This is a genomic window from Plantactinospora sp. B6F1 (assembly GCF_040120695.1).
GTDB lineage: Bacteria > Actinomycetota > Actinomycetes > Mycobacteriales > Micromonosporaceae > Plantactinospora.
In genome coordinates this window covers 46,717-70,710 of sequence record NZ_JBEEAC010000029.1, presented here as the reverse complement: position 1 = coordinate 70,710, position 23,994 = coordinate 46,717, and the positions used below count along the sequence as shown (strand labels likewise).

The following is a 23,994-nucleotide window of genomic DNA, read 5'->3' as shown; positions in this document are numbered from 1 at the left end:
TCACGCCCCCGACCGGCTACTGCCCCCGACCCCGTCGGCCCCCGTGCGCGTGATCCGCGTTCCCCCCGGGTGGCGCCGGCCGGTCGCCCAGCCGCCCCGCGCCCCCCCCCAACCCCCCCCGGGTGCGGCCGGCCGCCCGCCACGCGACCGGCCGACGCCGGGGTGGAGATCGATGTCGCTCGATCAGAACGTGATGGAGAACTCCGTTCGGTTGTTGTCCCCCTCCGGGTCACCCCAGGCGGCCGATTCACCCCAGCCTTCCTGCTGAACCAGCGCCTCCGGCACGAGTTCGATCTCGATCGCACGCGGAGCGGTGAACTCGAATGTGAAGGTCCGGCTCGCGTTCGGCTTGAGCGCGGGATAGTCACAGCTCACGCCCATGCTGCCGCTCGGATAGTTCTCCACCTCGCAACCGCCGGGCCGCACCAGGGTGAGCCCGCCGGGCAGGGTGAGATGGACCACGTACGGCACCATCCCCGGGCCGAGGCTGCGCACCGTCACCGTCATGGTGCCCCGGCGTACACCGCCGTCCAGCGCTCCGAACGTCAGGTCGGAACTGGTCACCGTCAGATCACTGACCCTCTGGTTCGACGGGAAGGCGGTCGGCCCGCCGGCCTGGGTGAACCGGTCGCCGTTCCAGGCGTACGTCCGCCACTGCTTCTGGGCATACCCGGGCAGCGCCAGCTTCGAGCAGTGGTGCGGGGCCGGGTAGTCGACCACCTGTACCCGGACCGTGCCGGACTCCCCCGCCCGGACGTCGCAGATCCCCTTGATCGGCCCGGTCTGCGCCACGACCCGGCCGAGGGTACGGATCCGGCCGGCCGCGTCCCGGTCGAAGGCCAACACCTGGTATGCGGTCTCCTGGTCGCCGCAGGAAAGCCGGGCAACCGTCTCCCGCGCGCCGTCCCCGTCGAGGTCGGTGTGTACCACCTTGTCGAAGTTCATCCCGACCGAGTCTCCGATTCGATACCCGCCGTCGAAGCGCACCGAGCCCGAGACGCACTCCGAGACGATCGCGTCGGACGGCCAGGCGGGAATCTCCAGGGTGGCCCGGCTCAGCTCCGCCTGGCTGATCCGGCCGTCCGGCGGCGTCGTCGGGGGCGCGGACGGGGACGTGGACGCCGGGGGCGTGGTCGGCTCGGACTTCGGGGTCGGGGTGTCGGCGACGATGGACGGCGGTGGCCGCTGTGAGTCGTGACCGACCGCCGCGTACGCCGTGACGGGTCCGACCACGAAGAGCACCGCCAGCACCGCCGTGGTGATCGTCCTGGTTCGGCGCCGGTCGCGCACCGTGGCGTACGCCGCCTCCACCCCGAGTGGCTTCACCTGTGGCATGTTCTCGTTTCGGAACTCGGCGAAGGCGCCGGCCAGCACCTTGTCATCGAAGTCAGGCATGACGCTCCCCCTGTCCGGAAAGTTGGGCCGCGAGTGCCGTTCGGCCGCGATGCAGCCAGGACCTGACCGTCGCCTCGGCGACGCCATCCTGGCGGGCGATCTCGTTGACCGGAAGGTCCGCGAGATAGTAGAGAATCACCGCTCGCCGCTGCCGAGCTGGCAGCGCCTTGAGGGCCTGCGCCAGCGCCACCCGGTCCGGATTCGGCGCCGGGCTGTACTCCTCGCGCTGGCGTCGGAGGAACTGGGCGGCCGTCCTGGCCCGGCGCCACCGGTTGGTGGCGAGGTTCCAGGCCACCCGGCGTACCCAGGCCGACGGGTCGTCGTAGAGCGCGATCTTCTTCCACCGCGCGAGCGCCCGGCAGAACGCCTCCTGCACCACCTCCTGGGCGGCACCCATGTCGTTCGTGTACGCGAACAGTTGGACGGTCAACGGCTGGAAGTGCGCCGCGTAGAGCTCCTCGAAGTCGGATCGACCCGGTGGTCCGGTGTCGGCGAGCGCCGGCGGGTCGCCCTTGCCCTGCAACGCGATCACGCTGCCTTCCTTCCCTGGTGCGGCCGATCTTCCCGGCCGTTCGAAGGCAACACAGGTCGGGCAAGGGAAGCGTTGCAGATCATTCGGCGTGCTGGATGCCGTGGACATTGTGAACGGAGCACGGCGACGGGGTGATACTCGCCCGGACCGGCCCCGATACGACGCGGACGGGCCCAGGCCTACTCCGCGATCAACACCCCGCCGCGCCGGGTGGCCCGGATGCCGCCGGGCAGGTGCACCGCGCCCTGGCCGCGCCACGCATTGACCAACGCGTGCAGCGCCGCGATGTGCCGGTACGACAGCGCGGCCGGTGCCGCGCCCACCTCGCGGCACCAGAGGTGCAGCACCCGGGTACGCACCGCCGGCGGCATTCCGGCCAGCACCGGTACGGCCAGCCGGGCCGTGGCCGCTCCCGCCGGCTCGCCGGCCGCACGGGCCGTGGCCGCCCCTGCCTGCTCGCCGGCCGGCCGGATCAGCGCCTCGGCGTAGCCGGCCCGGGCCAGGTCGTCCAGCGCGGTGCTGTCCTCGGCCGCCAGCCGGGCGGTCCGGGCCAGGTTGTCCAGCACCCCGGGACCGAGCGCCCGGACCAGTACCGGCAGCACGTCGGAGCGGACCCGGGCCCGGGCGTACCGGTCGTCGGTGTTGTGCGGGTCCTCCCACGGGGTCAGCCCGAGCAGCGCACACGCCTTGCGGGTCTGCTCGCGGGTGACCTCCAGCAGTGGACGGGCCAGCGTCACCCCGGCGTACTCCCGGGTGGCCGGCATGCCGGCGAGCCCGCGCGGGCCGGCGCCCCGGGCCAGCGCGAGCAGCACCGTCTCGGCCTGGTCGTCGCGGGTGTGCCCGAGCAGCACGGTACCGGCGTCGTGCCGGTGGGCGGCCTCGACCAGTGCGCGGTACCGCGCCTCCCGGGCCGCCGCCTCCGGACCGCCCGGCCGGCCGGCGACCTCGACCGTCGCCACCTCGACCGGCCCGAAACCCTGCCCGCCGGCCCACCGCGCGACGTCGGCGGCCCGCCGGGCCGAGCCCTCCTGCAAACCGTGGTCGACGGTGACCAGCCCGGCCGGCACGCCCAGCCGGGGCGCCACGAAGGCGGTGCCGGCGGCCAGCGCGAGCGAGTCGGCGCCGCCCGAGCAGGCGACGAGGACCGGACGGTTCCGGGGTACGTCGTGCAGCGCCCGCCGGACCGCGACCCGGATCGCCGCGACCGGCGGCGGCAGGGCGGCCACGACCGGTCAGCCGGTGGTGGCGACCGGACCGACCGGACCGTGCACCCTGGTCACCCAGGCGTCCGGGTCGGCGAGTTCCTCCAGTCGGGGCAGGGTCAGCGGCGAGCTGAAGATCCGGTTGAAGCCCTCCATGCCGACCCGGTCCACCACGCCGTGCACGAACTTGCGGCCCTCCGCGTACTGGCGCATCTTGACGTCGACGCCGAGCAGCTTGCGGATCGCCTTCTCCAGCGGGTTGCCGGACTCGCGGCGCCGGTTGAACTTCGCCCGGATCGACTCGACGCTCGGGATGACCTCCGGCCCGACGCCGTCCATCACGAACTCCGCGTGCCCCTCCAGCAGGGTCATCAGCGCGGTCAGCCGGTCGAGTACCGCCCGCTGGCCGGGCGTCTGCACGATGTCCAGCACGCTGGCCCGGCTCTCCGGGTTGCGGACCGCGTCGGAGAGGGTGCCGACGCCCCGGCGGATCCGGTCGAGGAAGTTGTCCCCGCCGGCCTGGGAGGCGTCGACGAACGCCTGCACCTCGCCGAGGAAGTGCCCGCGCATCCACGGCACGGCGGTGAACTGGGTGCGGTGGGTCACCTCGTGCAGGCAGACCCAGAGCCGGAAGTCCCGGGGATCGGCCTGGAGCTTCCGCTCCACCTCGACGATGTTCGGGGCGACCAGCAACAGTTGGCCGGGGTCGGCGGAGAAGACCTCGTACTGGCCGAGGACCCGGCCGGAGAGGTAGGCCAGTACCGTGCCGGCCTGCACCCCGGTCAGCCGGGAGCCGATCGTGTCGGTGATCACCCCCGGTGGCCTGTCCCCGGAGAGGCGGGTGATCAGCGGGGTGATCACCTCACGCAGCCCGGCGATGTTGGTCGCCGCCCAGTCCCGCCGGTCCACCACCCGTACCGGTGGATGGGCGACCTGTGGACGCAGCCCGGTGTACGCCAGCACGTGACCGGCGGCCTCGTCGGTCAGCCGACGCAGCTCGGACACCACCTCGGTCGCCTCGTCGTACGAGACCCGAGGTCCCGACTTTCCCAACGCCCCTGCGGTGGCGGCGGCCAGATCCCAGTCCACGAACTGCGCCATACCACCACCGTACCCGGGCACAACACGCCCAATCCCGACCTCGGGGGTCAGCGGCAGCCACACCGGGCCAGGGCGGTGACGATCCGGTCCAGTGCCGGCTGCGCCTGCAGCTGCCCCACCGGCACCTTGTTGGCGAGTACGGCGAAGGCCAGCAGCCGGCCGTCGGCGGTGGTCACCACGCCGGAGATCGCGTGCACCCCGCTCAGCGTGCCGGTCTTGGCCCGCACCACGCCCGCGCCGGCCGTGGTCGGCTGCTCGCCGGACCGGTCGAACCGGTCGCGCAGGGTGCCGGACCAGGCCGCCACCGGCAGCCCCGGGAACAGGTCGGCGAGCTCCGGCCGGGTCTGCTTCGCGGCCATCGTCAGCAGGTCGGTCAGCAGGCTCGGGGTGACCCGGTTGGCCCGGGACAGCCCGCTGCCGTCGGCGAGCGCACTCTCCGCCGCCGGCAGCCCGAGCTCGCCGACCATCTCGTCGACCGCCTCCGCCGCGCCGACGAACGAGGCCGGCTTGTCCCGGCTGAGCGCGACCTGCCGGGCCAGCGCCTCGGCCACCACGTTGTCGCTCTCCCGGAGCATGAACTCGACCAGCCGGATCATCGGCGGGGACTGGACCCGGCCCAGTTCGGCGCCGACGGCCGGCGGCCCGGCGGTGCCGGGGCTGGCGCTGGCGGCCGTGTCCGGGGCGGTGGCGGCCGCCGCTGGCGCCGTGCCGCTCACCACCGCCGAGTTCGGCAGCCCGAGCAACCTGGCGAAGGCCCGCCCGGCGGCCTCGTCGGGCTTGGCGTACCGCGCCTGGCCCCGGCCCTTGTCCGCCGGATTCCTCCGCGCGCCGTCGGTCATCAGCGCCGTGATCACCGCGCCGAATCCGCCGGTGGGGGCGTCCGGGTCCCAGTCCGGTTCGACGACCGGGCCGGGGAAGAGGGTCCCGTCGACGATCACCTTCGTCGGGGCGGTGCCGCCGAGCGCCTTCTTGACCTGGGCGGCGAGCCGGTCGAGCCGCCCGGCGCCCGGGTACCACCCGGTGGCGTCCACCGACAGCGTCGGGTCACCGGCGCCGATGATCACCACCTCGCCCGGGTTCGGCCCGGCCACCACCCGGGTCGCGATCCGGTACGCCGGACCACGTGCCGCGAGTACGGCAGCCGCGGTGACCAGTTTCGTGGTCGACGCCGGGACGGTCGGGGTGTCCTGGCCCTTCTCGTAGAGCACCTGCCCGGTGACCGCGTCGACGACCGAGATGTTCACCTCGTCGCCGAGGGTGGACGAGGTGACCAACGGGCCCAGCACGGCCCGTACGCCCTCGGGGGTGGGTACCGGAGCGTTCGCCCCGGCGGCCGCGAGCACGGGCGGTGGCGGCGGTTCGGCCGGGTCGACGGCACCGGGGGTCGGCGAGTCGCTCCCGCCCAGCCAGCCGTCCACCGGACCGGGGCGGACCACGGCCACCCCGGCGACGGCGAGGGCGAACACCAGGACGGCCGCGAGTACGCCGAGCAACCGGCCCCGGCGTTGCCGTCCGGCCGGTGGTACGCCGCCGGGCACCGCGCCACCGCCGGACACCCCCGGCGGCAAGCTGCCCGGGGGCGGACCGCCCGGAGTCGGACCACCCGGCGGCAAGCTGCCCGGGGGCGGACCGCCCGGAGTCGGACCACCCGGCGGCAAGCTGCCCGGGGGCGGACCGCCCGGAGTCGGACCACCCGGCGGCAAGCTGCCCGGGGGCGGCGTACCGGATGGGAGTGGGCCGTTGCCGGAAGCCGGCGTTCCCGGCCCGCCCGGTGCGTCCGCCTCCGACCGCCCGGGCCAGGGCGGCGGTGCGGGCCGCTGCGGCGCGCCGGGCGCGTGGTTCGGGGTGTCCGACGGCGGGATCGGCAGGCTGGCCGGCAGCGGGACGACGGCCCGGCCACGGACCGGCGCGGACCCGGTGGGCGGCTGCGGCCCGCCGACGCCCGGCACCACCACGCGACCCTGTGCGGGATGCTCCGGCGGGTTCCCTCCGGCCAGGCCCGAGTGTGAATCTTCACTCCCCACCGGCCCCTCCTCCCCGTCGAATTCTGCCTACGCGACACTACTTTGGTCCGAACACCGCACGGGGGCGGCGGCAAGGTGAATCGCGAGATCACCCGCGCAGGTGCCGATCGTTGTGGTTCCGTGGGCCAGCGCCGGCAAACGAGGGAGCGTGCGAGATGGATTTCGACGTCACGGTTGAGATCCCCAAGGGTCACCGCAACAAGTACGAGGTGGACCACGTGAGCGGCCGGATCCGGCTGGACCGGACCCTCTTCACCTCGACCCAGTACCCGGCGGACTACGGTTTCATCGAAGGCAGCCTGGGTGAGGACGGCGATCCACTCGACGCTCTGGTGCTGGTACCCGAACCCACGTTTCCAGGTTGCCTCATCCGGTGCCGGACGATCGGCATGTTCCGGATGACGGACGAGAAGGGCGGCGACGACAAGGTCCTCTGCGTGCCGTACGAGGACCCGCGCCAGGAGCACCTGCGGGACATACACCACCTCGGCGAGTTCGACCGGCTGGAGATACAGCACTTCTTCGAGGTGTACAAGGACCTGGAGCCCGGCAAATCGGTCGAGGGTGCCACCTGGGTCGGCCGGACCGAGGCGGAGGCGGAGATCCGGACGTCGTTCCGGCGGCACCAGGAAGCGGTCGAACGGGGCGAGTCACCACACTGACCCCCGCAACGGCAGCAACCGGCCGGTGGCACCCCGTCAAGGGTGCACCGGCCGATTTCGTCCCCGCCGCATGTTCCCGGCTGGGGGCGGTCAGCCGAGCAGGCCGCGGGCCTGGGCGTAGAGGCCCAGCACCGCACAGGCCACCGGCACCACCGCGATCACCATGAGGGTGTCGACGAGATCGGCGGTCCGACCCAGGTAGGGTCCGGGCTCCCGCTTCGAGTAGGTCGCGCCGGCCGCGACCACCACCAGGGCGAGCACCAGGCCGCCGGCGGCGAGCAGCAGCAGGCCGGTCTCCTGCATCCGGAACAGCAGGGCGATCCCGAGCACCACGGCAGAGCCGATCCCGGCCGCCATCAGCGGTACCCGCTGCCGGACCGTGACGAAGAGCCGGGACCGCAGCAGCAGGGCCGCCGCCGAGACCGCGACCATCAGCCGGCCGGAGAACCCGCCCGCCACCACCAGCACCAGCGCCGCCACCACGGCCAGTACGGCATGCCCGACCAGCATCCCGGTGAGCATCTCCTCGGTCCGGGCGACCGCCGCGAAGACCCGTCCCCGGTCCGGCCGCTCCCGCACGCCGCTCGGCATCGGGGTCGCCGCGGTGAAACCCTCGGCCGCCTCGGCACCGGTGGGTAGCGTGATCGGCGGCATCGGCAGCTTGCCGAAGCGGATCGCCAGCAGCGGCAGCATGCCGATCGCACAGACCAGCGCGGCCATCAGGATCGCCGCCGAACCCGCCGCCGAGACCACGAACCCGACCAGCGCGGCCAGCGCGCCGAGCAGCCCGACCGAGACACCGGCGGCGAAGACCCGCAGCCCGGCGGCGACCCCGACCATGCCGAGCACCGCGATCAGCAGCAGCGCGACCGAGCCGGCCAGCGCCTCCGGCGCACCGAGCCAGCCGACCCACCCGATCACGCCCACCGGGTCCCCGGAGGCGACCAGCAGGGCGCCGCCGAAGAAGGCGAACGGCATCGCGTACCCGCCGAGGGCGGCACCGGCCGTGGCGTCCCCGTACGCCCGGGAGGCCACCACCGCGCTCAGCGACAGCAGTACGGCCGCACCGAGCGCGACGAAGGCGCCCATCTCCCACAGCGTGCCACCGGCCACGACCGCGAGCAGGCAGACGGCGAGCAGACCGCCCGCCGCACCGAGCGTGCCGATCCGGGTGTTCCGCCCGGACCACGCGCTGCCCCGGCGCCTCGCCCCGTCGGCGATCGCCTCCACCACGTCGTCGTATTCCAGCTCCGGCCACTGTGCCCGGGCCGGCACCAGGTGCAGCACGTCGCCGTCGCGGACGCCCTGCGGCAGCAGTGCCTTGCCGGCCGCCAACGGCGCGCCGTCGGTACGGCGCAGCAACCACCCGCCGTGTTTCTCGCCGTCGTCGGCCAGCCCCTCGCCGGCGTGCCGGAGTACCTCGGGCAGGAGTTCGGCCAGCGGCAGGTGTTCGGGCAGCGCGACGTCGACCCGTCGTTGCGGCGCGCTGATCGTGACGCGGGCGAGCCCGGTACTCATCGACAGTCCTCCATCGAAGGGGCAACCCATGGCTGCGCGGACGACCGCACTTTACCTAGGATGGGTCACACTCGTCCGACCGAGCGCGATGACATTTGCGACGCGGGGGCGTCGGATGGCCCGCCGGAACGGCTCGACGGTTCCACCGGCGCGGCCTTAGGGGAGGTCTCAGATGGACACGGGTGGCCAGGGCCGGAGCGGCAGCGGCCGTGCCGGACGTGCCCCGGAGCTCGACGTACGGCCTTGTGGCGGCCGGTCCGGGCAGGTGGGCACCGATCGGCGGGACAGCACGGACAGACCGGCGGGAGGCGACCGATGAGCACCGTCGTCATCAAGCGTCCGCCGCGCCGGCCGGCGCCGGAGGTCCCGACCGGCGAACTCGCCGTCGAGGCACCGCCGGAGATCCCGCAGGCGACGGGCGGCAAGTGGCAGCAACTGATGATGGTGCTGCCGATGCTCGGCGGCTCGGTCGCGATGGCGATGATGTTCGGCCGGGGCGGCGGCGCCTACTCGTACGTCATCGGCGCGATGTTCGGCGTCTCCTCGCTGGCGATGGTGGCGTCCTCCTGGGGCAGCGCTTCCGGTTCGCCCAAGAAGTCCGAGATGATGCAGGCCCGTCGGGAGTACCTGCGGCACCTGGCCACCCTGCGGCGCCGGGTCCGGGAGACCGCGTCGAAGCAGCGGGCCGGCCTCTTCTACCGGCATCCCGACCCGACCCAGCTCTGGTCCACTGTGGGCAGTTTCCGGGTCTGGGAGCGGCGCCCCAGCGACGGTGACTTCGGCGTCGTCCGGGTCGCGGTCGGCCCGCAGACCCTGGCCACCCCGCTGGTGCCGCCGGTGACCCGGCCGCTGGAGGACCTGGAGCCGATGACCGCCGGCGCGCTGCGCCGGTTCCTCGACGCGTACTCGGTGGTGCCGGACCTGCCGGTGGCGCTCTCCATGCGGGGCTTCGCCCGGGTCTTCGTGCGCAACGCGCCGGGCCAGCCCGACCAGTCCCGGGACCCGGCCGGCGGCGACCCGCAGGCGCTGGCCCGGGCGGTGCTCACCCAGCTCTCGGTCTTCCACGCCCCCGACGAACTGCTGATCGCGATCTGCGCCGGCCCGGAACGCCGGGCCCGGTGGGAGTGGGCCAAGTGGCTGCCGCACGCCCACCACCCGACCGCCGTCGACGCGCTCGGCGCGGTACGCCTGGTGGCCAGCTCCGCGGTGGAGCTGGAGAAGCTGATCGACGACGTGGTCGGCAACCGCTCCCGGTTCAGCCTCTCCGGCCCGGCGACCGACGGCCCGCACGTGGTGATCGTGCTCGACGGCGGCGACCTGAACGGGGCCAGCTACCTGGCCGGGGACAGCGGCATCGACGCGGTGACCATCATCGACCTGGACAGCCCGCCGCCCCGGCTGCTGGACCGGGCCATGCTGGTGCTGGAGACCGACGGCGGCCGGCTGAACACCTACTCCATGGACGGGCAGGCCGAGGTCGGCACCCCCGACCGGCTCAGCGTCGAGGAGGCCGAGGCGGTCGCCCGACGGCTCGCCCCGCTGCGGCTCGCCGCCGCCCAGAAGGGCTCCTCGGACGAGTCACTGGTCAAGGAGATGACCCTCGGCGAACTGCTCGGGGTCGGCGACCCGGAGAACTTCAGCACCGTGCAGGGCTGGGCGCCCCGACCGAACCGCGACAAGCTGCGGGTGCCGATCGGCGTCGGCGGCGACGGCGGCGTGGTCGACCTCGACCTGAAGGAGTCCGCGCAGGACGGCATGGGCCCGCACGGCCTGCTCATCGGCGCCACCGGTTCCGGCAAGTCCGAGCTGCTGCGTACCCTCGTGCTCGGGTTGGCGGCGACGCACTCGTCCGAGGCGCTCAACTTCGTACTTGTCGACTTCAAGGGTGGCGCGACCTTCGCCTCGCTGGACCGGCTGCCGCACACCGCCGCAGTGATCACCAACCTCGCCGACGAGCTGCCGCTGGTCGACCGGATGGTCGACGCGATCAACGGCGAGATGATCCGCCGGCAGGAGTTGCTCCGCAAGGCCGGCAACTACGCCAACCTGAAGGACTACGACAAGGCCCGCTCCGGCGGTGCCGCGCTGGCACCGCTCCCCTCGCTGCTGATCATCTGTGACGAGTTCTCCGAGCTGCTCAGCGCCAAGCCCGACTTCATCGACCTCTTCGTGCAGATCGGCCGGCTGGGCCGGTCACTCGGGGTGCACCTGCTGCTCGCCTCGCAGCGGCTGGAGGAGGGCCGGCTGCGCGGGCTGGACACGCACCTGTCGTACCGGATCGGTCTGCGGACCTTCTCCGCCCTGGAGTCCCGGGCGGTGCTGGGCGTGCCGGACGCCTACGAGCTGCCCCGGGCACCGGGACACGGCTACCTGAAGTTCGGCACCGAGCCGCTGGTCCGGTTCAAGGCGGCGTACGTCTCCGGGCCCTACCAGAAGACCACCGCGGGTGGGCCGGGCGCGCAGGGCTACACCGGTCCCCGGCTGCTGTCGTACTCGACGCACCACGTCCCGGTGCCCAAGCCGGTGGTGCCGGCCACCCCCAAGCCGGCCCCGGAGGATCCGGCGGCGCAGAGCCTGCTCGACGTGATGGTCTCCCGGCTGGTCGGCCAGGGTCCGCCGGCCCACCAGGTGTGGCTGCCGCCGCTGTCCCAGGCACCGGCCCTGGACGAGATCCTCGGCCCGGTGGTCACCGACCCGTCCCGGGGACTCACCTTCGGCAACCCCGAGCTGCACGGCGCGCTCCAGGTGCCGGTCGCGATGATCGACAAGCCGTTCGAACAGCGCCGCGACCTGCTCTGGCTCTCCCTGGAGGGCGGCGCCGGGCACGTGGCGGTGGCCGGCGGCCCGCAGTCCGGCAAGTCGAGCCTGCTGCGCACCCTGATCTGCGGCCTGGCGCTCACCCACACCCCGGCCGAGGTGCAGGTCTACTGCCTCGACTTCGGCGGCGGCTCGCTCGCCTCGCTGCGCGAACTGCCGCACGTCGGTGGGGTCGCCGGCCGGGCCGAGGCGGCGGCGGTGCGGCGTACCGTCGGCGAGATCGCCACCCTGCTCAACGATCGCGAGCAGCGCTTCGCCGAGCTGGGCGTGGAGTCGATGCCGGCGTACCGGAAGCGGCGGGCCTCGGCCGGCGGCGTCGGGGTCGGCGCGGACCCGTTCGGTGACGTGTTCCTGGTCATCGACGGCTGGCCCACCCTGCGTGGCGAGTACGACGACCTGGAGCCCCTGGTCACCGACATCGCCACCCGCGGCCTCTCGTACGGCGTGCACGTGGTGGCGGCGGCGCCCCGCTGGATGGACTTCCGGCCGGCGATCCGCGACCTGTTCGGCTCCCGGCTGGAGCTGCGGCTCGGTGACCCCACCGACTCGATCATCGCCCGCAAGGCGGCGGCGAACGTGCCGGAGAAGACGCCGGGTCGCGGTATCACCGCCGAGAGCCTGCACTTCCTGACCGTGCTGCCGGAGCTGTCCAGCCTCGGCGGCGGCCAGACCCAGGCTCTGGTCAAGGCGGTCGCCGGCAACTGGAGTGGCGCACCCGCCCCCCGGGTCCGGCTGCTCCCGCCGGTGCTGCCCTACGCCGACCTGGACGTCGCCGGTGCGACCGGCCTGCGGCTGCCGATCGGCATCTCCGAGGCCGACCTCCAGCAGGTCTCGATCGACTTCGCCTCCGAGCCGCACTTCCTGCTCTTCGGCGACGCCGAGTGCGGCAAGTCGTCGTTCCTGCGGGCGCTGGCCACCTCGATCACCAGCCGGTACACCCCGGAGCAGGCCCGGATCATCCTGGTCGACTTCCGGCGCAGCCTGCTCGGCGTGATCCAGTCCGACCACCTGATCGGGTACGGCACCGCCGCCCAGGCGACCAGCGAGCTGATCGAGTCGGTCGCCGGCTACATGCAGCGCCGGCTGCCCGGCCCGGACGTCACCCCGCAGCAGTTGCGGGACCGCTCCTGGTGGACCGGGCCGGAACTGTTCGTACTCGTCGACGACTACGACCTGGTCGCCACCGGGCCGAACAACCCGCTGCTGCCGCTGGTGGAGTACCTCCCGCAGGCCCGGGACGTCGGTCTGCACGTGGTGCTGACCCGGCGTTCGGGGGGCGCCTCCCGGTCGCTCTACGAGCCGATCATCCAGCGCCTCCGGGAACTCTCCTCCCCCGGGCTGGTGATGTCCGGCAGCAAGGACGAGGGCGCCCTGATCGGCTCGGTACGCCCCGGCCCGATGCCGCCCGGCCGGGGTCGGCTGGTGACCCGGAAGGAGGGCATCCGGCTGGTGCAGCTCGCGTACCTTCCGTCGAGCTGACCGCTCTCGTCGGGCGGAGCCTCCCGGGGGCTGGGTCTCGTCGGGTCCGTCGTTCCGTCGGATCCGTCCTTCCGTCAGGTCCACAGGGCCGGAGGACCTGATCACCAGGGCGGCTCGATCCTCGGTCTCGGGGCGGTGGACAGTGGATCTCAGATCGGTTGCAAAGTTTCGCCACGCGACGGGGGTGAAACGGGGTAACCTCCGTGCATCATGTGTCCCCCGGGGTGAAATGACCATGCTGTGACCAGGCTGCCGCATCAATACGAACGTGCCGTCGCCCGGGTCGCCGGAGCGGCGCTGCTCGCCACGGCCGGGATCGCCGGATCGCTGTTCGGTCCGCGGCCGGCACCGGCGACCGCCGCGGTGCCGGCACCGCCGGCCAGCCTGCCCGTGCTGGCCGACGCGGTGCGCGACGAGCAGTGGCAGTTGGCGGAGTTCAACGCCAAGGCGCTCTGGAAGGTCGCCTCCGGCAAGGGCGTCACGGTGGCGGTCGTCGACTCCGGGGTGGACGCCTCGCACGCGGATCTCGCCGGGCAGGTGCTGCCCGGCATCGATCTGGTCGAGGGGATCGGCGACGGCCAGACCGATCCGGTCGGGCACGGCACCACGGTCGCAGCGCTGATCGCCGGGCGCAACGACGACACCAGGGGCGTGGCCGGGCTCGCCCCCAAGGCCAAGATCCTGCCCGTCCGGGTGCTCGACGAGGAGAACCGCTACGACGACGCGCTGATCGTCGCGAAGGGCGTCCGCTGGGCGGTCGACAACGGCGCCCAGGTGGTGAACCTGTCGCTGGGCGGCACCGCGGAGAGCCCGGCGCTCGCCGCCGCCCTCGACTACGCCTTCGCCCGGGACGTGGTCGTCGTCGCCTGCACCGGCAACCTGGGCTCGTCCGCCGGAAAACGGGTCTGGTACCCGGCCCGTGAGCCGGGCGTCGTCGCCGTGGCGGGGTTGGAACGCGAGAGCGACGCCCTCTGGTCAGGCTCGATCACCGGCCCGGAGACCGTGCTCTCCGCCCCGGCCACCGGCCTCACCGGCGCCCGGCCGAACGGCTTCTGGCGGGTCCAGGGGACCAGCTTCGCCGCGCCGCTGGTGGCCGCGGCGGCAGCCCTGGTCAGATCGCACTGGCCGAAGATGACCGCCGCTGACGTGGTCAACCGGCTGATCAACACCGCTCGGGACGTCGGGCCGTCCGGCCGGGACGACCGGTTCGGTTTCGGCGTCGTCGACCCGCTCGCCGCGCTGAACGGCGAGGTGTCGAGCGTACGGACCAATCCGCTGGACGACGGCGCCGCCCCGCCCGGGGTCGCCGGCTTCGGCTCGGCACCCGCTCAGGAGTCGGCGACGCCGTCCGCCACCGACCCGGCGGAGAGCGTGGGCACGGCGGCGTCCGGCCACTCGGCCGACTGGAATGCCGAGCCGGCGGGCGACACGGTCGGCCACCAACTGCCCGGGCTGTGGAGCGGCGGCATCCTCCTGCTCCTGGTCGTCCCCGCGGCCGTGCTGGTGGCCCGGCGTCGGGCCCGGCGGAACCGCCCCTGACCCCACCAGCCGGCCGGCGGAACGTCCCTGCCGCCGTCCCCGCCACCGCCTCAGGTGCAGGCACCGGTGTTGGTGACCCGGGTCCGTTCCAGGCCGGTGCTGGCGGTGGAGCGGGCCTCGTCGGCGGTCACCGCGAAGCCGGTGTTCGGGTCGTCGGCCGCCGCCGCGAAAATCACCCCGAGCACCTGGCCGTCCGGGGCCACCAGCGGGCCGCCGGAGTTTCCGCTGCGGACCAGCCCCCGGATCGTGTAGATCTCCCGATTGACCCGGCCCGACTCGTAGATGTCCGGGCCGGTGATCTGCCCGACGTCCCTGATCCGGGCCGGCTGGGCGTTGTAGGGGCCGTCCAGGGGGAATCCGAGCACGATCGCGTCATCCTCGATCGCCGCCTGCCCGGTGGCGAACCGCAGCACCGGAGCGGACAGCTCCGGCACGTAGAGCACCGCCAGGTCGCGGTCCGGGTCGTAGACGACCACCCGGGCACTGTGCCGCTCTCCGGCCAGTTCGACCCGGACGCTCCGGGTGCCGGCCACCACGTGCGCGTTGGTCATCACCCGGTTCTCGGCGTACACGAAACCGGAGCCCTCGATCCGGCGGGAGCAGCTGGGCGCGTTGCCGAGCACCTTGACCACCGAACGTCGCCCGTTCACCACCACCTGCGAGCCCGCCAGGGCCGGGTCGGGCGAGGCCACCTCGCGGGACCGGGTCGGGGCCAACCCGCCGAACACGTCCGGGAATCCGTTGGTGTCGACGGTGTCCCGCAACGCCCGGGACAGCGCCTGCGCCTCCGGTGGCAGTACCCGGTCCACCACGGTCAGCAGCGCGCTGTTGCGGACCGCGCTGGCCAGCCAGGGCAGCGACGAGGAGGCCAGCGGAACGGCCACCAGCCAGGCCACCAGGAGTACGGCGAAGAGCGAGACCACCGCCCCACCGACGTCGTCGGCCGTCCGTCCGGCCCTGCTGGTGATGGCGTGCCGCAGGTGTGAGCCGAGCCAGCCGGCGAGGGCCTGGCCGAGCACCGCCAGGCCGAAGATCGAGACCAGCGCCACCACGATCCGGGTCGCGTTGCTGGTGAACTGCTCCGCGAGCAGCGGACCGACCTGCAACCCGAGCAGGGCGCCGCCGAAGAAGCCGGTGAAGGAGAGCAGGCCGATCACGAATCCCTGCCGGTAGCCGCTGATCGCGAACAGCAACATGAGCAGGATCAGGACCACATCCACCACCGACACCCGTTCAGGGTACGGGGGAGACCTGGGAACGGCCTTGGCCACCGGTGCCTAGGATGGCGCCGCGTCCCGCTCCTGCACCGCGTCACGGTTCTCCACGCCCGGGGCGGGACTCGGGGGCGGGCTCGCCGGCGGCAGGTCGAGTACCCGGTCCTGCGGCCACGGCCGCGCCCAACCGGCCATCTCCAGCAGGGTTGCCAGCACCCCTGCGGTGAAGCCCCAGACCAGCATCCCCCGGGCCTGGAAGGCAGGGCCGATCCAGCCACTGGGGTGGCGTACCCGGACCCGGTTGGCCGGGTCGACGAGTTCGGTGACCGGCAGCCGCGCGACGTGTGCCACCTCGGCCGGCTCCCGGGAGTGCACCGGATGCGGCCGGTGCCACCAGGCGAGTACCGGGGTGACCACGAAGTCGCTGACCGGAATCCACAGCCGGGGCAACTGGGCCAGCACGGTGACGCTGCTCGGGTCGAGGCCGACCTCCTCGTGCGCCTCCCGCAGGGCGGTCGCCGCCGCGTCCTCGTCACCCGGGTCGCAGGCCCCACCGGGAAAGGCCGGCTGCCCGGCATGGGTGCGCAGGGTCGCGGCCCGTTGCAGGATCAGCACGTCGAGCCCGTGCTCCGGCTGCTCACCGAGGAGCACCAGTACGGCACTGGCCCGCCCGCGGTTGGCCGGGGTGCGCAACTGGGTGAAGTCCTCGGTACGGGCGGACCGGACCCGGGTGAGCAGCGGCTCGCACCACGCCGGGAGTTGGTACTCGGTCACGACGGCACCGCCACCCCCAGGTGCCGGCGGACCAGCGTCGCCAGCTCGGCGTCGTCGAGGGCACCCGTCTCGTCCCGGTGCCGGATCCGCCCCTCCGCGTCCACGAAGAGCGTGATCGGCAGTACCGGCCGGCCGCCCAGCTCGGTCAGCAGCTTCTTGTCCCGGTCGTAGAGGCTGGGGAACTCCAGCCCGAAGTCCTCGCCGATCGACGCGGCGGCGGGTCGGGCGTCCCCGCTGTTCACCCCGACCACCCGGAGCCGGTCGCCGGCCCGCTCGGTGAGCCGTTGGAAGGCCGGCAGCTCCTTGCGGCAGGGCCGGCACCACGAGGCCCACAGGTTGACCACGGCCGGTCCGCGCAACTCGCCGACGTCGACCTCGCCGGTCCCGACGAAGCAGGGCAGCCTCAACGCCGGCAGCGACCGCCCGACCATCGAACCGGCCGGTGCATCGGCCGTCGAGCCGACCTTCGAGCCGGCCGTCGAGCCAACCGGTGCACCGGCCGTCGAGCCGGCCGTCGAGCCAACCGGTGCACCGGCCGTCGAACTGGCCGGCTGGCCTGCTGGAGTGCCGGGGGTGGCGAGCGGGGCGGTCAGGGTGGTGCAGTCGGCGAAGGCGGTGGTCGTGGCGCTCTCCCCACCCGCCGTCGGGTCAGCGTCCCGCGGTGCCGCGTCCGGCCCGGTACAGGCGGCGGCGAGCAACACCAGTGCCAGCAGCGACCCGCCGGGACGCAACCACCTCACGGGGTGTCGCCGACGGCGGCGGTCGCCGGCACCAGGTCGGGATCGACCCCGGCCTGCGCCGCCAGCTCGCGGGCGCGGGGGCCCTTGAGCAGTTTCGCGGCGGCGGCCGGGTCGGTCGGGCCGAGCCCGTAGGAGGGGCAGAGCCGGGCCAGTGTGCAGGCACCGCAGGCGGGCTTGCGGGCGTGGCAGACCCGCCGGCCGTGGAAGATCACCCGGTGCGAGAGCATCGTCCAGTCGCGGCGCTCGAAGAGCGCGCCGACGGCGTGCTCGATCTTGACCGGGTCGGTCTCGGTGGTCAGCTCCCACCGGTGCACGAGCCGGTCGAAGTGGGTGTCGACGGTTATCCCGGGCACCCCGAAGGCGTTGCCGAGGATGACGTTGGCGGTCTTGCGACCGATCCCGGGCAGCGCCACCAGGTCGGCCATCCGGCGCGGCACCTCGCCGTCGTGCCGCTCGACCAGCTGACGACCGAGATTGATCAAGGAGTTGGTCTTGTTCCGGAAGAAGCCGGTGGGTCGGATCAGCTCCTCCAGCTCGGCCCGGTCCGCCCCGGCGTAGTCGGCCGCGGTCGGGTAGCGAGCGAACAGCTTGGGCGTCACCTCGTTGACCCGCTGGTCGGTGCATTGCGCGGAGAGGATGGTCGCGACGGCCAGTTGCAACGGACCCTGGTGGTTGAGCTCACAATGGGCGTCGGGGTGCGTCTCGGTCAGGACCCGGCCGATCCGCCGCGCCCGCCGCTTGCGGCCCAGCTCGGTTTCGACGGTACGCCGGGTCGGCCGCGTTGCCCGGATCGCCCGGGTCGCCGCGCCGGGCTCGACTGCGACTCCGACTCCGGTCCGCGCGGAGTCGTCTCTGGCACTCACGCCGGCCAGCCTACGTCGCGGCGCCGACATCGACCTCGGGGAGCACGACCCTGGCCGAAGCATGGGAAACCGCCCGCCCGGGGGGACAGCCCACTCAGCTGGCGGCGGCCGGCGGGGTGATCTTGCCGTCTGCGGCGACCCGTGCGCCGGTCTTGGGAAAGTCGGATCTGCACAGGTCCCGGACGAGACCGGCGGCCCGCCGCTGCGAGTCCATCGTCGGCTTGCCCGCGCCATTCATGTACGTCGAGACGAGCTGCCCGCCCATCCACTCGCCCTCGGCGGTCAGCGAGACCTTGAGTATGCCTCCCCAGCCGAGTCGGCCATTGTTGCTGAGCGTCCCCCCGCCACCGGCGAAGTTGCCAAGGCTGTAAGCGATCAGCCGGCCCTTGTAGAACTCCAGCGCCCGCATCACGTGCGGCCCGTGCCCGACCACCAGGTCGGCACCGGCGTCGATCATCGAGTGCGAGAACTTGATCGGGTCGCCCCGGTTCTCGCCCAGGAACATCTCGGTGCCGGGCCGGACCCGGGTCTTGTCCGAGCCCTCGCCGCCCATGTGCACCTGCACGACCACCAGGTCCGCCATGCCGGCGGCCTTCTGGATCACCTTCTTCGCTGAGCTGATGTTGGTCAGGCTGTTGGACCAGCGGTACGACGAGAAGCCGGCCACCGCCACCTTGACCCCCTCGACGTCGACCACGGTGATCTGGTCGGGCGCGCCGGTGTGCTGGAGGCCGTACTTCTCCAGCGCCTTCTGGGTGTTCTCGTAGCCGGCCTCGCCGTAGTCGTACCCGTGGTTGTTGGCCTGGTTGAGCAGCTCGAAGCCGGCCGCCTTGAGGTGCGCCGCATACGACGGCGGGGCCCGGAACTGGTGGCAGCGGGTCGAGTTGGCGCCGCACTTGGAGGTGCCGGTGTCATCGGTCAACGGCTCTTCGAGGTTGCCCATCACCAGGTCGGCGGCGAGCGCCTTCTGGACCGAGTCGAAGAAGCCCTTGCCTCCGTTGGCCGGCAGCCGACCGGGGGCATTGCCCATCACGATGTCGCCGGTGGCGGACATAGAGATGACCTTTGGCTCCGGTTCGCCCGTCGGGGACGGGTCGGCCGAGGCGGGGCCGGTGGCGCTCGGCGCGGCCTGCGGCCCGGCCGGGTCGTCGCCACCGAGCATGTCGAAGGCGGCCACTCCCGCCACACCCACCCCGAGGAGCACGGCGAGGACGGCGGTGACGACGAGGGCGGTCCGGCCGGCGCTGCGGGGCGCCCGGCGGGACCTGGGTCTGGTCGGCTCGGTCTCGTACATCGCTCGGTGACAGTACCGGGCTCGGGCGACCGGGGCGACCGTCGACCGGCCGATGTTGCCGCGCCGCCAGGAGGGGGCCTCCCCCGGTCACCTTCGAGCACCACCCTCGCGTACCGCCCGGCAGGCGGCGCGGGCCAGCGGGGCTCCCCAGCGCGACCGTGGGCCGCCGTACGGGGCGGCGGGACCGTCCGGCGGGCAGAGCACGGTAACCGCGTCGGTGGCGGTGCCGGTGGCCGCCAGGCCCAGCTCGCGCAGCGCCTGCGCCTTTGCCTCGGTGATCGTCGCGACGGCGTTGACCAGGGCGGCATCACCCAGGCGCTCCGGCAACAGCGCGACGACGTTGACCGTGCCCACGGCACTCACCGGATCGACGGAGCCCACGGGATCGACATGCGCCGCCCAGATCGGGGCGCCGAGGCCGACGGTGGCCCAGATCCGGACACCGTCGTCGTCGGCGGTCACCACCTCGGCCACGTCGACGCCGGTGAGCAGCCCGACCCCGGGTCCGCGCAGGCCGAGCCGGTCGGCCAGCTCGCCGAGGTGGGCATCCGGGTCGTCCCGAAGGTACGACATCGGCACGGTCGCGTTGACCACCCAGTGCCGTACCCCGATCCCGCCGCCGAGCGGGCCGGAGCTGATCGCCAGCGCCGGTCGGTGGGAGCGCCAGACCAGCAGCGGAAGGTCGCGCCCGTCCTCGGATCGGTAGGTCAGCTCCGGTTCGCCAAGCACCGGCCGACTCTACGGTCCGGTCCCGGACCTCTCCCTCCTCGGGCGCCCGACCGGCCAACCCCACCGCCACCCCGTCCACCCACCGCCACACCAGCCACCCACCGCCACACCGGTCGACAACCGCATGCATTCGTTCACCTGGACACCAGAGGCGTCACCGGGCACGGATAACGCCTCTGGTGTCCAGGTCGCCGCCCTGGACGATCATGGCATTCGGCCGGGTGGCGGTGCGGGTGCGGGATGTTGGGTACGGGCGGGCGCGGCAGGTACGGCGGCCGAGTGGAGACAGGAGCCGCCAAACCGGGCGTACCCCCTGGTCATCCGGGGTTAACTGGGCCCGAGCCGGATCAAGATTCCAGGGGGCTCCTCCGATTACTCTTCACATGCGCCTAGACTTGGCGGCGCGCGCCGATCACCGGCCGGAACCCGGCCGCGGGCGGCTCGCGTGGGCGGAGGTGCGCGATGGACGAGGTGTTGGCTCGGAGCGGGATCTTCCAGGGCGTGGACCCCGAGGCTGCCGAGGCACTCGCGAAGGACATGGAAACGATCGAGATCCGTAAGGGCGAGATCGTCTTCAACGAGGGCGAACCGGGCGACAGTCTTTATATCGTCCTGAGCGGCAAGATCAAGGTCGGTCGCCGGGCCGCCGACGGCCGGCAGAACCTGATTGCCGTGATGGGCCCGTCCGACATGGTCGGCGAGCTCTCGCTCTTCGACCCCGGCCCGCGTACGGCGACCGCCACCGCCGTGATCGACACCCGGCTCGCCCGGCTGCGCAAGCAGGCGCTGCGTCCGTGGCTGAACAACCGACCGGAGATCGCCGAGCAGTTGCTCCGGGTGCTCGCCCGCAGGCTGCGCCGGACGAACGACAACCTGGCCGACCTGATCTTCACCGACGTGCCCGGTCGGGTGGCGAAGAACCTGCTCCAGATGGCGGGCCGGTTCGGCACCCGGGACGGCGGGATACTCCGGGTCACCCACGACCTGACCCAGGAGGAGATCGCCCAGCTCGTCGGCGCCTCCCGGGAGACCGTCAACAAGGCACTCGCCGACTTCGCCTCCCGGGGCTGGCTGCGCCTGGACGGCAAGAGCATCATCATCCTCGACCCGGAGCGACTCGCCCGCCGCGCCCGCGTCTGACCACCGCGCCCGCGTCTGACCACCGCGCCCGCGTCTGACCACGCGGTGCACTGAGCACGCAGGCGCACTGAGCACCGTTCACACGCTTTCCCGACCCGTCCCACCGCCGATGCTGATCGGCCGGTGGGACGGGTCGTTTCGGTTTGCGGCCCTGTGAGCCGTCCCGGGGCGCGGTCGGGCACCGTCGGCGGGACGGGCGCGCCCGCTCGCCCGCCACCACCACACCGGCTGCCGCCTTCCCACCTCTATACCTTGTTGCCCGAGGTATCGGGTTGTACCTTGGTGTCGTGCCGAAGCAGGTGATGGCGGGAGAGGGCGACGAGGCCGCCGGCCTCGCCCGGCTGCGGCGTGAGCTGGCCCGGGGCACCGCAGAGCTGGCAGTCCTCTCGGTGCTCTCCGCCGAACGGCGCTACGGATACGAGCTTCTGAAGTTGTTGCAGAGCGCGGGAGCCGGCGTGCTCGAACTCAAGGAGGGCACGCTCTACCCGCTGCTGCACCGATTGGAGGACGCCGGACACATCACGGCCGAGTGGGAGGCCGAGGGCCGGCAGCGGCCACGCAAGTACTACGCCCTCTCGGCCACCGGGCGGGAGCGGCTGCAACTGCTGCGCACCGAATGGAGCGGGCTGGTCGGCACGCTGGGCGACCTCCTCGACTCGCTCGACGCGCTGAATCACGACGGCGCTTCCGGCGCGGAAACGGATGCGACATGACCGACGATCGACAGTCGATCGAAGCGTACGCGGACCGGGTCGAGCACCATCTGGTCGGTTCCGCGCCGTACAAGGCCGCGATCCGCGCGGAGCTGCTCGACCATCTCGACGGCGCCGCCAACGCTGGCGAGCTCTCCGAAGCCCTCCGGCGGCTCGGCGGCCCCGCAACGGCTGCCGCGTCGTTCGCGCAGGCCAGACCGTTGCCGCCCGCCCCGATGGTGCGACGCTTCGGGGCGGCCCTGGTCGACAATCTGCCGCTGGTCGGGGTGGCCGTGGCACTGTTCGTGCTGGATCTGGTCGACGGCGGTGGCGCGTTCGGGACGTTCCCGCCGTACGCGTACGTCCAGTTCGGGGATTCGGTCTGCCTCAGCGGGCCGGTCGGTCCCGGCTGCGGCGCGTACGACGGTGCGGGTCTGCTCTACAGCGTCGGTGTCCCGCTCGCGCTGGCCTGGTCGATCCTCGGGCTGGGCCTGATCGAGAGCCGCACCGGGTCCACCCCGGGCAAGCGGCTGGTCGGCCTGTGCGTGGTGACCGAGGCCGGGCTACGCATCGGCGCGCTGGCCGGAATCGTCCGGCGGGTCAGCTTCCTGCTCGGCCCGTTGGCCTGGTTGGATTGGGTCCCGTTCCTGGCGAATCGCCCGCGCCGGCTCTTCGACTACGTGGCCGGTACCCGGGTCGTCCGGCGGGCCGAGCCGTGACCGTCCGAAGAATCGCCCGCTGGCTGGTGTTCGTCGCGGCTGCCCCGATCGGCGCCGTCGCGGGGATCGTGACCCTGGTGCTGACCGTCGCGGCGACCGAGCAGCGGACAGTCGCCACGGTCGCCGGGGCACTCGCGCTCGGGCTCTGCACGGGTGCGTTGGCGTGGTGGGCGGTCCGGGGTGTCCGCTGGCGGACCGGACTCACCATCGCCGTCACCGCCCTGACATTCGGGCTGGTGGCGGCCGTGGTGGGAACGCTCGTCTACGCGCCCGCACCGCCGTACACCGCGTATCCCGGGTCGCCGGCCGTGCGGTACTGGGATCTGCCGACCGGTTCGCGGATCGCGTACACGAAAACCGCCGCGCTCGGGACGGCGCGGGCCACGCCCGTGATCCTGATCCACGGTGGACCCGGCGCGCCCGACGAACCCGCTCCGGAACCGGCCGCCGCGCTCGCGGCGGCCGGCTTCGACGTGTACGCCTACCACCAGATCGGCGCCGGCCTGTCCGAGCGGCTGGCCGACGCCTCCGGCTACACCGTCGCCCGGCACGTCGCCGATCTGGAGGCGATCCGCGGCACGCTCGGCGTCGAACGGATGGTGCTGATCGGCGCCTCCTGGGGTGGCCAGCTCATCGCGAGCTACCTGGCCGCCCACCCCACCCGGGTGGCGAAGGCCGTCGTCTCCTCCCCCGGAGCCATCTGGGCACCGGCGTTCAGCGATGCCGAACGGCTGACCGAGGCCGGGTACCGGGACCAGAGCCGGATCATCACCAGCCAGCCGCGATTCGCGCTCGCGCACGCGCTGATGCAGATGATCGGCCCGCAGCCGGCCCGGGTGCTGCTCCCCGACGCCGCCATGGACGGCGTGTACCAGGCCATCGTCGCCGACATCGACATGCGGCCCGGCTGCACCGCCCCGAGGTCGTCGGCAGCAGAGCCGGACGATCCCGAACCGGTCGGTTTCGGGTTCTGGGCCAACGCCGCCACCGTCTACGACAGCCAGCGGGTTCCTGATCCTCGGCCACGGCTGCGCCAGGTGACCGCACCGGTGCTCGTGCTCCGGGGGGAGTGCGACTACCTCGCCTGGGCCGTCACTCGGGAGTACCGGGACCTTCTGCCCGGCGCCGTTCTCGTACCGATCGACGGAGCCGGGCACAGCATCGCGGTCGACCAGCCAGAGCGCTATCGGGAGGCGATCCTCGCGTTCCTACTGGACAGGCCGCTGCCGGCGGAGCCGTACCGGGCCGCCGAACCGCCCTGGTGAACCGGGAGGTAGTCGTCGCCGATCAGATCGAGGTACGCCACTGCGGTCCGGAACGCCTGGCAGTCCGGCAGCACACAGACCGGGCAACCGCCCTCGGCGCTGGGCCAGTGTGCGGCGACGGTCCGCCGGGCGGCGAGCGTCAGGGTGCGCCGGGTGGCACGCCGGGCCGCCCACTCCAGCAGTACGCACTCCGCACCGCCGGGCGAGGAGTACCAGCATCGTTCGACGGCCCGGCGCATCGCGACGACGGTCCGGGCGATCACCAATCCGCGACCGGCAGCCCGTCCGGCGTGGC

The 23,994-nt window shown here is 73.1% G+C and carries 20 protein-coding genes; 7 read left to right on the top strand and 13 right to left on the bottom strand.

The window, feature by feature from the left end; all coding sequences use genetic code 11:
• Positions 1–183: 183 nt before the first annotated feature.
• The 5 genes from ABNF97_RS27210 to dacB form a co-directional block, all read right to left on the bottom strand.
• Positions 184–1,395, bottom strand: a complete 1,212-nt coding sequence (locus ABNF97_RS27210; RefSeq protein ID WP_349340260.1) for a hypothetical protein — start codon at positions 1,393–1,395, stop codon at positions 184–186.
• Positions 1,388–1,918: an RNA polymerase sigma factor gene (locus ABNF97_RS27205; protein WP_349340266.1), complete on the bottom strand. Its 531-nt coding sequence runs from the start codon at positions 1,916–1,918 to the stop codon at positions 1,388–1,390. The genes ABNF97_RS27210 and ABNF97_RS27205 overlap by 8 nt, the downstream gene beginning before the upstream one ends.
• 188 nt (positions 1,919–2,106) lie before the next feature.
• Positions 2,107–3,153, bottom strand: coding sequence for a tRNA lysidine(34) synthetase TilS (gene tilS, locus ABNF97_RS27200; protein WP_130465436.1), 1,047 nt, complete (start codon positions 3,151–3,153; stop codon positions 2,107–2,109).
• Between the two features lie 6 nt (positions 3,154–3,159).
• The gene (locus tag ABNF97_RS27195) at positions 3,160–4,230 is read right to left on the bottom strand and encodes an Rv3626c family coenzyme F420 biosynthesis-associated protein (protein ID WP_130465437.1); all 1,071 of its coding nucleotides are present in this window, start codon (positions 4,228–4,230) and stop codon (positions 3,160–3,162) included.
• 47 nt (positions 4,231–4,277) lie between these two features.
• Entirely contained in the window at positions 4,278–5,768 is a 1,491-nt protein-coding gene (dacB, locus tag ABNF97_RS27190) for a D-alanyl-D-alanine carboxypeptidase/D-alanyl-D-alanine endopeptidase (RefSeq protein WP_349340265.1), read from the bottom strand.
• Positions 5,769–6,409: 641 nt separating this feature from the next.
• On the opposite strand from dacB, the gene ABNF97_RS27185 reads away from it, so the two are divergent.
• Complete coding sequence (locus tag ABNF97_RS27185; RefSeq protein WP_130465438.1) at positions 6,410–6,916, top strand: inorganic diphosphatase; 507 nt, start codon at positions 6,410–6,412, stop codon at positions 6,914–6,916.
• Positions 6,917–7,006: 90 nt separating this feature from the next.
• Here the strand turns inward: ABNF97_RS27185 and eccD are convergent, their stop codons facing one another.
• Positions 7,007–8,434 carry a type VII secretion integral membrane protein EccD gene (eccD, locus tag ABNF97_RS27180; RefSeq protein WP_349340259.1) on the bottom strand — a complete coding sequence of 476 codons (1,428 nt, stop codon included), beginning with the start codon at positions 8,432–8,434 and terminating at the stop codon, positions 7,007–7,009.
• 315 nt (positions 8,435–8,749) lie between these two features.
• Here eccD and eccCa point away from each other — a divergent pair, with 315 nt between their 5' ends.
• Positions 8,750–12,730: a type VII secretion protein EccCa gene (gene eccCa / locus ABNF97_RS27175; RefSeq protein ID WP_130465440.1), complete on the top strand. Its 3,981-nt coding sequence runs from the start codon at positions 8,750–8,752 to the stop codon at positions 12,728–12,730.
• Positions 12,731–12,979: 249 nt separating this feature from the next.
• The gene (mycP, locus tag ABNF97_RS27170; protein WP_502930556.1) at positions 12,980–14,269 is read left to right on the top strand and encodes a type VII secretion-associated serine protease mycosin; all 1,290 of its coding nucleotides are present in this window, start codon (positions 12,980–12,982) and stop codon (positions 14,267–14,269) included.
• Positions 14,270–14,319: 50 nt separating this feature from the next.
• Here mycP and ABNF97_RS27165 read toward each other — a convergent pair whose 3' ends face one another.
• The 6 genes from ABNF97_RS27165 to ABNF97_RS27140 form a co-directional block, all read right to left on the bottom strand.
• The gene (locus ABNF97_RS27165; RefSeq protein WP_349340257.1) at positions 14,320–15,498 is read right to left on the bottom strand and encodes a MarP family serine protease; all 1,179 of its coding nucleotides are present in this window, start codon (positions 15,496–15,498) and stop codon (positions 14,320–14,322) included.
• 48 nt (positions 15,499–15,546) lie between these two features.
• Positions 15,547–16,257, bottom strand: a complete 711-nt coding sequence (locus ABNF97_RS27160) for an NUDIX hydrolase (protein ID WP_349340256.1) — start codon at positions 16,255–16,257, stop codon at positions 15,547–15,549.
• Complete coding sequence (locus ABNF97_RS27155; RefSeq protein WP_349340255.1) at positions 16,254–16,988, bottom strand: redoxin domain-containing protein; 735 nt, start codon at positions 16,986–16,988, stop codon at positions 16,254–16,256. The genes ABNF97_RS27160 and ABNF97_RS27155 overlap by 4 nt, the downstream gene beginning before the upstream one ends.
• Before the next feature lie 5 nt (positions 16,989–16,993).
• Positions 16,994–17,788: an endonuclease III gene (nth, locus tag ABNF97_RS27150; protein WP_349340264.1), complete on the bottom strand. Its 795-nt coding sequence runs from the start codon at positions 17,786–17,788 to the stop codon at positions 16,994–16,996.
• Between the two features lie 166 nt (positions 17,789–17,954).
• Positions 17,955–19,154, bottom strand: a complete 1,200-nt coding sequence (locus ABNF97_RS27145; protein WP_502930554.1) for a CapA family protein — start codon at positions 19,152–19,154, stop codon at positions 17,955–17,957.
• Between the two features lie 87 nt (positions 19,155–19,241).
• Entirely contained in the window at positions 19,242–19,883 is a 642-nt protein-coding gene (locus ABNF97_RS27140) for an adenosylcobinamide amidohydrolase (protein WP_349340254.1), read from the bottom strand.
• Positions 19,884–20,345: 462 nt separating this feature from the next.
• Between ABNF97_RS27140 and ABNF97_RS27135 the strand changes: the two genes are divergently transcribed.
• From ABNF97_RS27135 to ABNF97_RS27120, 4 genes are all read left to right on the top strand, one after another.
• Positions 20,346–21,023: a cyclic nucleotide-binding domain-containing protein gene (locus ABNF97_RS27135; protein WP_130465446.1), complete on the top strand. Its 678-nt coding sequence runs from the start codon at positions 20,346–20,348 to the stop codon at positions 21,021–21,023.
• Between the two features lie 287 nt (positions 21,024–21,310).
• Entirely contained in the window at positions 21,311–21,736 is a 426-nt protein-coding gene (locus ABNF97_RS27130; RefSeq protein WP_349340253.1) for a PadR family transcriptional regulator, read from the top strand.
• Positions 21,733–22,434, top strand: coding sequence for an RDD family protein (locus ABNF97_RS27125; protein WP_349340252.1), 702 nt, complete (start codon positions 21,733–21,735; stop codon positions 22,432–22,434). The genes ABNF97_RS27130 and ABNF97_RS27125 overlap by 4 nt, the downstream gene beginning before the upstream one ends.
• Positions 22,431–23,699, top strand: a complete 1,269-nt coding sequence (locus ABNF97_RS27120) for an alpha/beta fold hydrolase (RefSeq protein WP_349340251.1) — start codon at positions 22,431–22,433, stop codon at positions 23,697–23,699. The genes ABNF97_RS27125 and ABNF97_RS27120 overlap by 4 nt, the downstream gene beginning before the upstream one ends.
• Here the strand turns inward: ABNF97_RS27120 and ABNF97_RS27115 are convergent.
• The gene (locus tag ABNF97_RS27115; RefSeq protein WP_349340250.1) at positions 23,618–23,962 is read right to left on the bottom strand and encodes a hypothetical protein; all 345 of its coding nucleotides are present in this window, start codon (positions 23,960–23,962) and stop codon (positions 23,618–23,620) included. The genes ABNF97_RS27120 and ABNF97_RS27115 overlap by 82 nt on opposite strands.
• Between the last annotated feature and the right edge of the window lie 32 nt (positions 23,963–23,994).

What these genes read in the sequence shown, in the direction of transcription:
- ABNF97_RS27185 (WP_130465438.1), top strand. Translation starts at nt 6,410, where the DNA reads ATGGATTTCGACGTCACGGTTGAGATCCCCAAGGGTCACCGCAACAAG.
- ABNF97_RS27125 (WP_349340252.1), top strand. Translation starts at nt 21,733, where the DNA reads ATGACCGACGATCGACAGTCGATCGAAGCGTACGCGGACCGGGTCGAG.
- ABNF97_RS27135 (WP_130465446.1), top strand. Translation starts at nt 20,346, where the DNA reads ATGGACGAGGTGTTGGCTCGGAGCGGGATCTTCCAGGGCGTGGACCCC.
- ABNF97_RS27145 (WP_502930554.1), bottom strand. Translation starts at nt 19,154, where the DNA reads ATGTACGAGACCGAGCCGACCAGACCCAGGTCCCGCCGGGCGCCCCGC.
- eccD (WP_349340259.1), bottom strand. Translation starts at nt 8,434, where the DNA reads ATGAGTACCGGGCTCGCCCGCGTCACGATCAGCGCGCCGCAACGACGG.
- ABNF97_RS27195 (WP_130465437.1), bottom strand. Translation starts at nt 4,230, where the DNA reads ATGGCGCAGTTCGTGGACTGGGATCTGGCCGCCGCCACCGCAGGGGCG.
- eccCa (WP_130465440.1), top strand. Translation starts at nt 8,750, where the DNA reads ATGAGCACCGTCGTCATCAAGCGTCCGCCGCGCCGGCCGGCGCCGGAG.
- ABNF97_RS27210 (WP_349340260.1), bottom strand. Translation starts at nt 1,395, where the DNA reads ATGCCTGACTTCGATGACAAGGTGCTGGCCGGCGCCTTCGCCGAGTTC.